Here is an 11,303-nt window from a genome sequence, read left to right as displayed (position 1 = left end):
CACGCCTCCGCGCAGCGCGCACTATTCGGGTGCGAAGAAGTCGCTGCCATGCTTGTCGATCAATTCCAGCGCCTTGCCGCCACCGCGCGCCACGCAGGTCAGGGGATCATCGGCAACCTGCACATGCAGTCCGGTTTCTTCGGAGACCAGTCGATCGAGGTCACGCAACAAGGCGCCACCACCAGTCAGCACGATGCCGCGCTCAGCGACGTCCGAACACAACTCCGGCGGAGTCTGCTCCAGGGCGGACTTGACCGCCGCCACGATGCCGGCGAGCGGCTCGTGCAGCGCTTCGAGGATCTCGTTTGAGTTGATGGTGAACATGCGCGGCACGCCCTCGGCGAGGTTACGCCCCGAGATCTCCATTTCCTTGATCGCATTTTGCGGAAACGCGCAGCCAATCTGTTCCTTGATCCGCTCGGCAGTGGACTCACCGATCAGGGTACCGTGGTTGCGCCGCACGTAATTGATGATCGCTTCATCGAAGCGGTCACCACCCACCCGGGCCGACTGCGAGTAGACGATGCCGTTGAGCGAAATCACGGCCACTTCCGAAGTACCACCGCCGATATCCAGCACCATCGCCCCGCGCGCCTCGTGTACGGGGATGCCGGCGCCGATCGCGGCCGCCATCGGCTCCTCGATCAGGAACACGTCGCGGGCACCGGCGCTTTCCGCCGATTCCTTGATGGCGCGGCGCTCCACCTGGGTCGAGCCGCACGGCACGCAAACCAGCACCCGCGGGCTTGGCCGCAGGAAGCGTGATTTGTGCACCTGCTTGATGAAATGCTGAAGCATCGCCTCGGTCATGGTGAAGTCCGCGATGACCCCGTCCCGCATCGGCCGGATGGTGGCGATATTGCCTGGGGTGCGGCCCAGCATGTGCTTGGCCTCTGAGCCCACCGCCGCAATCGTGCGCGGGCCGCCAGGACCGCGGTCTTGGCGAATCGCCACTACTGACGGCTCGTTGAGCACGATGCCCTGCCCGCGCACGTAGATCAGCGTATTCGCCGTGCCGAGGTCGATGGAGATGTCGTTGGAGAAAATTCCGCGAAATTTCTTGAACATGAGTCGGCCGAGCCCGGCTGAAGGTAGCTGGCCAGTCTAGTCAGAGGCGCCGATGCGCGCAAGGACGAAACGACCAAGAATGTGTTGTACAACACACAGATATGCGCAATTAATCCGGCCAAGATCGACCTTCCGGCGCCGGCGCAGCGACCGGCGACCGGCTCTCCAGCTATGATCAGGAGCTTTGGACCGATGCCCGGCTGCAAAGCAATTCCAGCATCCCTCCCCCCTCACCACACCAGAGGCTACCTGCCAACCATGCCTGCCGTCATCTGCGGATCACTCGCCTACGACACCATCATGGTGTTCCAGGACCAGTTCAAGAACCACATCCTGCCCGATCAGACACACATCCTAAATGTGTCATTCCTGGTACCGCAGATGCGCCGCGAGTTTGGCGGCTGTGCAGGCAACATTGCCTACAACCTGAAGTTGCTCGACAGCGACCCGTTGCCCGTAGCCACCGTCGGCCAGGATTTTGCCCCTTACCGGCAACATCTGGAGCAGTGCGGCGTGCGCCTCGACCACGTGCTGCAACTGGACGACCAGTTCACGCCGCAGGCCTTCATCACCACCGACTTGGACAACAACCAGATCACTGCCTTCCATCCCGGCGCCATGTCCAGCGCACACTTGAACCACGTGAGCGACATCCCCGACGTCGACCTCGCCATCGTGGCCCCTGACGGGCGCGAGGCCATGCTCCAGCACATTGACGAGTTTGCCGCCCGTGGCGTGCCGTTCATCTTCGACCCAGGGCAGGCCATGCCGCTGTTCGACGGTGGGGAATTCCGCGCCATGGTGGACAAGGCAAGCTACGTCATCGTCAACGACTACGAATCCCAGCTGTTGCAGGCCAGGACCGGTTGGACTGCGGCTGAGATCGCCTCCCGCGTGCAGGCCTACATCGTCACCAAGGGTCCAGCTGGATCGGAAATCCACGTCGGGCACGAGCTGGTGCGCATCCCCGCCGCGCGGGAAACTGCGGCCGTCGATCCCACCGGTTGTGGCGATGCCTACCGCGCCGGTGTCATTTTCGGCCTGCTGCGCGGTGAACCCTGGCCGACGATTGGTCGCATCGCCTCGCTCATGGGCGCACTCAAGCTCGCCAGCCCAGGCACCCAGAACCAGCATTTTACCTACGCCGATTTCGCCGCAGAGTTCCACTCCCAGTTCGGCGACCGGCTGGATTGACCGGCTCTAACGCGGAGAGTCCCCCCCAACAGGGACGCCTTCTAGGATAAAGCCCCTGGCGGTGACCTGTTGCGGACCGCGACCTGCGGTCGACTGCAATACCGCGCATACCACATAAAGAAAGGCCTCCCCTGACGGGGAGGCCTTCTAGGATAAAGCCCCTGGCGGTGACCTGTTGCGGACCGCGACCTGCGGTCGACTGCAACACCGCGCACACCACATAAAGAAAGGCCTCCCCCTGACGGGGAGGCCTTCTAGGATAAAGCCCCTGGCGGTGACCTACTCTTGCATGGCAGAGCCACACTACCATCGGCGCATGCGCGTTTCACTTCTGAGTTCGGGATGGAATCAGGTGGTACCACGCCGCTATGGCCGCCAGGGAGAGGGTTGAAGCAGCGCATCGCGCCCGCTTCAATCTGGAATGAAGCCCTATCGAAGAGTCCGCCAAGGATGGCGGTTTTTGCTCTCCGCGAAAAGGACTTCGCGTAAAGTAATTGTAAACGAGTGACAAGCGTCGTGGTGAATTGAATTCAGGAAAGTGCCTGAAAACAAAGCAACTTGGGGTTATATGGTCAAGCCGCACGGCTCATTAGTATCAGTTAGCTCAACGCATTGCTGCGCTTCCACACCTGACCTATCAACCACCTGGTCTTGATGGTGCCTTGAGGAGAGTCAAGCTCTCGGGAGATCTCATCTTGGGGCGTGCTTCCCGCTTAGATGCTTTCAGCGGTTATCACTTCCGTTCATAGCTACCGGGCAATGCCATGGGCATGACAACCCGAACACCAGCGGAACGTCCACTCCGGTCCTCTCGTACTAGGAGCAGCCCCCCTCAAATCTCCAACGCCCACGACAGATAGGGACCGAACTGTCTCACGACGTTCTGAACCCAGCTCGCGTACCACTTTAAATGGCGAACAGCCATACCCTTGGGACCGGCTACAGCCCCAGGATGTGATGAGCCGACATCGAGGTGCCAAACACCGCCGTCGATATGAACTCTTGGGCGGTATCAGCCTGTTATCCCCGGAGTACCTTTTATCCGTTGAGCGATGGCCCTTCCATACAGAACCACCGGATCACTAAGACCTACTTTCGTACCTGCTTGATCCGTCGATCTCGCAGTCAAGCACGCTTATGCCTTTGCACACAGTGCGCGATGTCCGACCGCGCTGAGCGTACCTTCGTGCTCCTCCGTTACTCTTTGGGAGGAGACCGCCCCAGTCAAACTACCCACCATACACGGTCCCTGACCCGGATTACGGGCCGAGGTTAGAACGCCAAGCACTTCAGGGTGGTATTTCAAGGTTGGCTCCATGCAAGCTAGCGCCTGCACTTCAAAGCCTCCCACCTATCCTACACAGAAGAACTCAACGTTCAGTGTAAAGCTATAGTAAAGGTTCACGGGGTCTTTCCGTCTTGTCGCGGGAACGCTGCATCTTCACAGCGATTTCAATTTCACTGAGTCTCGGGTGGAGACAGCGCCGCTGTCGTTACGCCATTCGTGCAGGTCGGAACTTACCCGACAAGGAATTTCGCTACCTTAGGACCGTTATAGTTACGGCCGCCGTTTACTGGGGCTTCGATCAAGGGCTTCGCCTTGCGGCTGACCCCATCAATTAACCTTCCAGCACCGGGCAGGCGTCACACCCTATACGTCCACTTTCGTGTTTGCAGAGTGCTGTGTTTTTGGTAAACAGTCGCAGCGGCCAGGTTACTGCGACCCATCAACGCCCAGTCACGCACGTGACCACGTCGATGGGCGCACCTTCTCCCGAAGTTACGGTGCCATTTTGCCTAGTTCCTTCACCCGAGTTCTCTCAAGCGCCTTGGGATTCTCACCCTGCCCACCAGTGTCGGTTTACGGTACGGTTCTTCTACAGCTGAAGCTTAGTGGCTTTTCCTGGAAGCGGGGTATCAGTCACTTCGTCCAAAAGAGGACTCGTCTCAGTGCTCGGCATAAAGGGCCCCGGATTTGCCAAAGACCCATGCCTACCTCCTTTCCCCGGGACAACCAACGCCCGGTAGACCTAACCTTCTCCGTCCCCACATCGCACTGTAGAAAAGTGCAGGAATATTAACCTGCTTCCCATCGACTACGCATTTCTGCCTCGCCTTAGGGGCCGACTCACCCTGCGCCGATGAACGTTGCGCGAGGAAACCTTGGGCTTTCGGCGTGGGGGCTTTTCACCCCCATTATCGTTACTCATGTCAGCATTCGCACTTCCGATACCTCCAGCAGACCTTACGATCCACCTTCGACGGCTTACGGAACGCTCCTCTACCGCGCAAGCATTCCGAAGAATGCTTGCACCCCGAGCTTCGGTGCATGGCTTAGCCCCGTTAAATCTTCCGCGCAGACCGACTCGACCAGTGAGCTATTACGCTTTCTTTAAAGGATGGCTGCTTCTAAGCCAACCTCCTGGCTGTCTATGCCTTTCCACATCGTTTTCCACTTAGCCATGACTTGGGGACCTTAGCTGCGGGTCTGGGTTGTTTCCCTTTTCACGACGGACGTTAGCACCCGCCGTGTGTCTCCCGGATAGTCTGTCCTGGTATTCGGAGTTTGCCATGGTTTACTAAGTCGCGATGACCCGCTAGCCATAACAGTGCTCTACCCCCAGGAAGATTCGTCCGAGGCGCTACCTAAATAGCTTTCGAGGAGAACCAGCTATCTCCGAGTTTGTTTAGCCTTTCACTCCTATCCTCAGCTCATCCCCATCTATTGCAACAGATGTGAGTTCGGTCCTCCAGTGCGTGTTACCGCACCTTCAACCTGGCCAAGGATAGATCACTCGGTTTCGGGTCTACTGCCAGAGACTATGCGCCCTATTCAGACTCGGTTTCCCTTCGCCTCCCCTAGACGGTTAAGCTTGCCACTGACAGTAAGTCGCTGACCCATTATACAAAAGGTACGCAGTCACCCTTGCGGGCTTCCACTGCTTGTACGTATACGGTTTCAGGGTCTATTTCACTCCCCTCTCCGGGGTTCTTTTCGCCTTTCCCTCACGGTACTTGTTCGCTATCGGTCAGTCAGGAGTATTTAGCCTTGGAGGATGGTCCCCCCATGTTCAGACAAGGTTTCACGTGCCCCGCCTTACTCAATTTCACGCACTGTGCCCTTTCGCTTACCGGGCTATCACCGTCTATGGCCAGCCTTTCCAGGCTGTTCAACTAGAACACTGTGCACTTTTGGGCTAGTCCCCGTTCGCTCGTCGCTACTGAGGGAATCTCGGTTGATTTCTTTTCCTCCGGGTACTTAGATATTTCAGTTCCCCGGGTTCGCCTCGTTGAGCTATGTATTCACTCAACGATACCGCTTGCGCGGTGGGTTTCCCCATTCGGACATTGCCGGATCAAAGCTTGTTGCCAGCTCCCCGACACTTTTCGCAGGCTGCCACGTCCTTCATCGCCTCTGACTGCCAAGGCATCCGCCGTATACGCTTGGTTGCTTGACCATATAACCCCAAGTCGCCTTGGGGCAACACCGATGCGATCGGTGCGGCCAAGTACCTCGTTTTCGTGCCTCAACACTTGCCTTGATTCGGATTCGAACCAAGACGCTTGTCACTCGTTTACAAGTTTTCAAAGAACGTCATTCCGGCTTCAGTGCCGGGCGACTTCGATTCGTTCAGTGTGCTGATATTTCACGTCCGTTCTGGTGGAGCCAGGCGGGATCGAACCGCCGACCCCCTGCTTGCAAAGCAGGTGCTCTCCCAGCTGAGCTATGGCCCCATGGATCGAGATCGTCTATCCCGCTCGCCGCGGTTGGATCTGCGTGAGGCCATGGTGGGTCTGGGTGGACTCGAACCACCGGCCTCACCCTTATCAGGGGTGCGCTCTAACCACCTGAGCTACAGACCCATGGAGGTCGAACCCCAGAACCTACGCCAGCCTGCATGAAGCCTGGCCTACGTGAAATACAGGTGACTTGTGTGGACGTCTTGCGCGGAGGACTACAGCGTCCGTTTCTCGAAGGAGGTGATCCAGCCGCACCTTCCGATACGGCTACCTTGTTACGACTTCACCCCAGTCATGAACCACTCCGTGGGCGTCGTCCTCCTTGCGGTTAGACTAACGCCTTCTGGAGCAACCCACTCCCATGGTGTGACGGGCGGTGTGTACAAGGCCCGGGAACGTATTCACCGCGGCATAGCTGATCCGCGATTACTAGCGATTCCGACTTCATGGAGTCGAGTTGCAGACTCCAATCCGGACTGGGATCGGCTTTCTGGGATTGGCTCCACCTCGCGGTATTGCAACCCTCTGTACCGACCATTGTAGTACGTGTGTAGCCCTGGCCGTAAGGGCCATGAGGACTTGACGTCATCCCCACCTTCCTCCGGTTTGTCACCGGCAGTCTCCTTAGAGTTCCCACCATTACGTGCTGGCAACTAAGGATAAGGGTTGCGCTCGTTGCGGGACTTAACCCAACATCTCACGACACGAGCTGACGACAGCCATGCAGCACCTGTGTTCGCATTCCCGAAGGCACTCCCGCATCTCTGCAGGATTCGCGACATGTCAAGGCCAGGTAAGGTTCTTCGCGTTGCATCGAATTAAACCACATACTCCACCGCTTGTGCGGGCCCCCGTCAATTCCTTTGAGTTTCAGTCTTGCGACCGTACTCCCCAGGCGGCGAACTTAACGCGTTAGCTTCGACACTGATCTCCGAGTTGAGACCAACGTCCAGTTCGCATCGTTTAGGGCGTGGACTACCAGGGTATCTAATCCTGTTTGCTCCCCACGCTTTCGTGCTTCAGCGTCAGTGTTGTCCCAGATGGCCGCCTTCGCCACTGATGTTCCTCCCGATCTCTACGCATTTCACCGCTACACCGGGAATTCCACCATCCTCTGACACACTCTAGCCAGCCAGTATCCATTGCCATTCCCAGGTTGAGCCCGGGGATTTCACAACAGACTTAACTAACCGCCTACGCACCCTTTACGCCCAGTAATTCCGATTAACGCTTGCACCCTTCGTATTACCGCGGCTGCTGGCACGAAGTTAGCCGGTGCTTATTCCTCAGGTACCGTCAGACGACACGGTTATTAACCTTGCCGATTTCGTTCCTGATAAAAGTGCTTTACAACCCGAAGGCCTTCTTCACACACGCGGCATTGCTGGATCAGGCTTTCGCCCATTGTCCAATATTCCCCACTGCTGCCTCCCGTAGGAGTTTGGGCCGTGTCTCAGTCCCAATGTGGCTGATCATCCTCTCAGACCAGCTATCGATCGTCGCCTTGGTGAGCCATTACCTCACCAACAAGCTAATCGAACATCGGCCCGTCCAGACGCGCGAGGCCCGAAGGTCCCCCGCTTTCTCCCGTAGGACGTATGCGGTATTAGTCCCGGTTTCCCGAGGTTATCCCCCACGTCATGGGTAGGTCCCGATGTATTACTCACCCGTCCGCCACTCGCCATCAAGAGAGCAAGCTCTCTCATGCTGCCGTTCGACTTGCATGTGTTAGGCATGCCGCCAGCGTTCAATCTGAGCCAGGATCAAACTCTTCACTTAAGTTTTCGACAACTCGACCCTTGCGGGTTTCGTCATCTGTCCTTTCGAAGCGTATGTCCCAACCGAAAACTCATTGCTGTGTTTCCATTGGTTGGACGCTTGCATTGCTTGGGATCGACCGCAGTCGTTCCAACGCAAGGCGTCCACACAATTCACCTGCGCACACTGTCAAAGATCGCTTGCCAGCCACCGTCTTGGCGGTGAGGACCTGAAGCATTTCGCCCCAGGTGAGCCGGCTATTCTACATCGAAAAACCACCTCGTCAACACCTTGTGGAGCGCTTATCGGGGTGTCTTCGATCCCGCTGTCGATTGCCGATGCTTGAGCACCGCGAACCTCGTGACGGGCCGCAAATGATAGCGCCCGCGCCTCCGCTTGCAAAGGGCCCTGATGCCGATGAGCAGCCACAAGGGCCGCGCTACACTCGGCAACCTACATCCTCGCACTTGCAGGCATGCCGATGAATCGATGGCTCGTTCTCTTGCTGCTGATGGTGGCTACCGGCCTCCACGCCACGACGACCGCCGTGGCGAAGCCGAATGTGCAATTGCGCGGCCACACATTCTCGATCGAGTTGGCCACCACCGATGCGGAGCGGCAACACGGCCTCATGGAACGCACGACGCTGGCTGCAGATCACGGCATGCTGTTCGTGTTCGCAAGCTCGGCACCACAAGCGTTCTGGATGAAGAACACCCTGATCCCGCTGGACATCCTGTATTTCGACGATGCGCGCAAGTTGGTGGCCATGCAGCTCGACGTACCACCGTGCAAAGCCGATCCGTGCCCCATCTACCCGAGCCGGGCCGCGGCGCGCTATGTGCTGGAACTCGCTGCCGGCACCAGCCGGCGCATCGGAGCGAAACTCGGCGACCAGCTGACCATCAACGGCACGGTCGGCGCCGTGCAATAGCTCGAGCGACGGGCAAGCCGCATGCCGGCCGCGTACGCGCGTCAGTCGATCTCGATCATTTCGAAATCGTCCTTGGTCGCCCCGCAGTCAGGACAGGTCCAGGTCTCGGGGACATCGGCCCAACGCGTGCCAGGGGGTACTCCCTCTTCCGGCACACCGATTGCCTCGTCATAAATGTAGCCACATACCACGCACATCCACTTGTGCCAGGGTCCGGTCGGCAACGAATCGGTCATTACAGTTCTTCGGTCAAGTAAGCCCAACCATTGTCGCAACTTCGCGCGGAACGCGAAAGCACATGGCCGAGCCTGGCTCCGGCAGGCGCGCATGCCACGCCCTGGACTGCAGCACTCGTTCCCGTGCGTGCTGTGACAAACTGGCGCTTTGCACCAACGACGTACGCGGACCGGTCGACATGCCAAGCAACCACGAGCTGTTTCAACGCGCGCAAGCCCTGCTGCCCGGCGGGGTGAACTCGCCGGTGCGCGCCTTCAAGGCCGTCGGCGGCGAACCGTTCTTCGTGGCGCGCGCCGACGGCGCCTATCTGTGGGATGTCGAGGGCAAGCGCTACATCGATTATGTCGGCTCGTGGGGACCGATGATCGTCGGCCACAACCATCCGCGGGTGCGTGCCGCGGTGGAGCAAGCGGTGCGCAACGGCCTGTCGTTCGGCGCGCCCTGTCCTGCCGAGGTGGAGGTGGCGCAAACCGTGTGCCGGCTGGTGCCCTCCATGCACATGCTGCGCATGGTGAATTCGGGAACCGAAGCGACGATGTCGGCCATTCGCCTGGCACGCGCGGCCACCAACCGCAGCAAGATCCTGAAGTTTGAAGGTTGCTACCACGGCCACGCCGACAGCTTCCTGGTAAAGGCCGGCTCCGGCGCCTTGACTTTCGGCGTTCCCACCTCGCCCGGCGTGCCGAAGGCGCTGGCCGACCTTACGCTCACGTTGCCCTACAACGACGCCGACGCGGCAAAGGCCTTGTTTGCCGAGCAAGGCGGGGAGGTCGCCGCAGTCATCATCGAGCCGGTGGCAGGCAACATGAATTGTGTCCCGCCACTGGACGGCTACCTGCAGCTGCTGCGCGACCTCTGCACCCGGCACGGCGCGCTGTTGATCTTCGACGAGGTGATGACCGGATTCCGCGTGGCCCTGGGCGGGGCCCAGGCGCTGTATGACGTGACCCCGGATCTCAGCACATTCGGCAAGATCATTGGCGGCGGCATGCCAGTGGGCGCATTCGGCGGGCGGCGCGAGCTGATGCAGCAAATTGCGCCGTCCGGGCCGGTGTATCAGGCTGGTACGCTGAGCGGCAACCCGGTAGCCATGGCTGCCGGCCAGGCGATGTTGGATCTGATCCAGGCGCCAGGCTTCCACGACCGCCTGACGCAATGCACGCAAGCCCTGACCGAGGGCCTGCGGGCGGTGGCGGACGATGCCGGCGTGCCATTCAGCAGCACGCAAGTCGGCGGCATGTTCGGCGTGTTCTTCCGCGCCGGCGAGGTGCGCGGCCTTGCCGACGCCACGGCAACCGATACCACCTTGTTCTCACGCTTCCACCACGGCATGCGCGAACGCGGCGTGTTTCTCGCCCCTTCGGTATTTGAAGCCGGGTTCATGTCCAGCGCGCACAGCGACGAAGACATTGCCTATACCCTGCAAGCCGCACGCGATGCGCTGCGCGAAGCAAAACGCTGAGGCCGCGCCGACGCGGCAGCAGTCTACCGGCTCTCAATCCAGGAACAGGTCGGGAAGCAAGGCGGCGCCCGGCTGGACGGCATACGGTGCCAGGTCGGTGATGCCAGCCTGACGCAGCACGTCTTCGTCCACGGCAAAATGCCCGGTGTACTGCCTGGCTGGCCGCGTCAGTATCCAATGCGCCGCATCGGCCACGATCTCGGGTCGCCGGCACTGCTCAGGCCGTACTCCCTCGATCATGCCGATCGCCGCGGTGGCAATCACCGTGCGCGGCCATAACGCGTTCACGGCAATGCCGGGCGAAGCGAACTCGGCGCTCATGCCAAGCACGCACAGGCTCATGCCGTACTTGGCAATGGTGTAGGCGGTATGCCGGGCAAACCACTTGGGATCGAGGTTCGGCGGCGGCGCCAACATCAGCACGTGGGCGTTCTCCGCTTGCCGCAAATGTGGCAGGCAAGTCTGGGTCAGCAAGAAGGTGCCGCGCGTGTTGACCTGCTGCATCAGGTCGAAGCGCTTCATCGGTGTGTCAGCGGTGCCAGCCAGCCAGATGGCGCTGGCATTGTTGACCACGATGTCAATGCCGCCGAAGTGCCCGACGGCCTGTGCCACCGCAGCCTGGACCTGCGCCTCGTCACGGATGTCCATCTGCACAGCCAGCGCGTGCCCGCCGGCAGCGTCGATGGCGGCAGCGGCGGTATGGATCGTCCCCGGCAGCTTCGGGTTCGGTGTGGCGCTCTTGGCGGCCACCACGATGTTCGCCCCATCGCGTGCGGCGCGCAGGGCGATCGCCAAGCCGATGCCGCGCGAGGCTCCAGAAATGAACAAGGTCTTGCCCGCCAAGCTGGCCATCGCCACACCTCCACGCCATGGGGAGGTCCAGTCTACCCTGGCGCGGTAGGGCGGTAC

6 protein-coding genes, 2 tRNA genes and 3 rRNA genes are annotated in these 11,303 nt (G+C 59.8%); 3 read left to right on the top strand and 8 right to left on the bottom strand.

Translation table 11 applies throughout. The features are described 5' to 3' along the window. Positions 1-21: 21 nt before the first annotated feature. Positions 22-1,068: a rod shape-determining protein gene (locus AC3WJB_RS04445; protein ID WP_492679105.1), complete on the bottom strand. Its 1,047-nt coding sequence runs from the start codon at positions 1,066-1,068 to the stop codon at positions 22-24. A 258-nt stretch (positions 1,069-1,326) separates the two neighbouring features. Here AC3WJB_RS04445 and AC3WJB_RS04440 point away from each other — a divergent pair, with 258 nt between their 5' ends. After that, entirely contained in the window at positions 1,327-2,262 is a 936-nt protein-coding gene (locus tag AC3WJB_RS04440) for a carbohydrate kinase family protein (RefSeq protein WP_492679103.1), read from the top strand. A 266-nt stretch (positions 2,263-2,528) separates the two neighbouring features. On the opposite strand, the gene rrf is transcribed toward AC3WJB_RS04440, so the two are convergent. The 5 genes from rrf to AC3WJB_RS04415 form a co-directional block, all read right to left on the bottom strand. Then, positions 2,529-2,642: ribosomal RNA gene (gene rrf, locus AC3WJB_RS04435) — 5S ribosomal RNA — on the bottom strand. A 188-nt stretch (positions 2,643-2,830) separates the two neighbouring features. After that, a 23S ribosomal RNA gene (locus AC3WJB_RS04430) occupies positions 2,831-5,720 on the bottom strand. 201 nt (positions 5,721-5,921) lie between these two features. After that, positions 5,922-5,997 (bottom strand) — tRNA-Ala (locus AC3WJB_RS04425). A 52-nt stretch (positions 5,998-6,049) separates the two neighbouring features. Beyond that, positions 6,050-6,126 (bottom strand) — tRNA-Ile (locus AC3WJB_RS04420). 110 nt (positions 6,127-6,236) lie between these two features. Beyond that, a 16S ribosomal RNA gene (locus AC3WJB_RS04415) occupies positions 6,237-7,782 on the bottom strand. Together the 16S, 23S and 5S rRNA genes with 2 tRNA genes alongside form the textbook arrangement of a ribosomal RNA operon. Positions 7,783-8,236: 454 nt before the next feature. Between AC3WJB_RS04415 and AC3WJB_RS04410 the strand changes: the two genes are divergently transcribed. Then, entirely contained in the window at positions 8,237-8,695 is a 459-nt protein-coding gene (locus tag AC3WJB_RS04410; RefSeq protein ID WP_492679101.1) for a DUF192 domain-containing protein, read from the top strand. Positions 8,696-8,736: 41 nt separating this feature from the next. On the opposite strand, the gene AC3WJB_RS04405 is transcribed toward AC3WJB_RS04410, so the two are convergent. Then, positions 8,737-8,931, bottom strand: coding sequence for a rubredoxin (locus AC3WJB_RS04405; protein ID WP_492679099.1), 195 nt, complete (start codon positions 8,929-8,931; stop codon positions 8,737-8,739). 179 nt (positions 8,932-9,110) lie between these two features. On the opposite strand from AC3WJB_RS04405, the gene hemL reads away from it, so the two are divergent. After that, the gene (hemL, locus tag AC3WJB_RS04400; RefSeq protein ID WP_492679097.1) at positions 9,111-10,394 is read left to right on the top strand and encodes a glutamate-1-semialdehyde 2,1-aminomutase; all 1,284 of its coding nucleotides are present in this window, start codon (positions 9,111-9,113) and stop codon (positions 10,392-10,394) included. A 33-nt stretch (positions 10,395-10,427) separates the two neighbouring features. Here the strand turns inward: hemL and AC3WJB_RS04395 are convergent, their stop codons facing one another. Further along, positions 10,428-11,246: an SDR family oxidoreductase gene (locus AC3WJB_RS04395; RefSeq protein WP_492679095.1), complete on the bottom strand. Its 819-nt coding sequence runs from the start codon at positions 11,244-11,246 to the stop codon at positions 10,428-10,430. Positions 11,247-11,303: the final 57 nt, after the last annotated feature.

This window comes from Rhodanobacter sp. FW510-R10, assembly GCF_058781105.1.
This window is presented reverse-complemented; position numbering and strand designations above follow the sequence as displayed.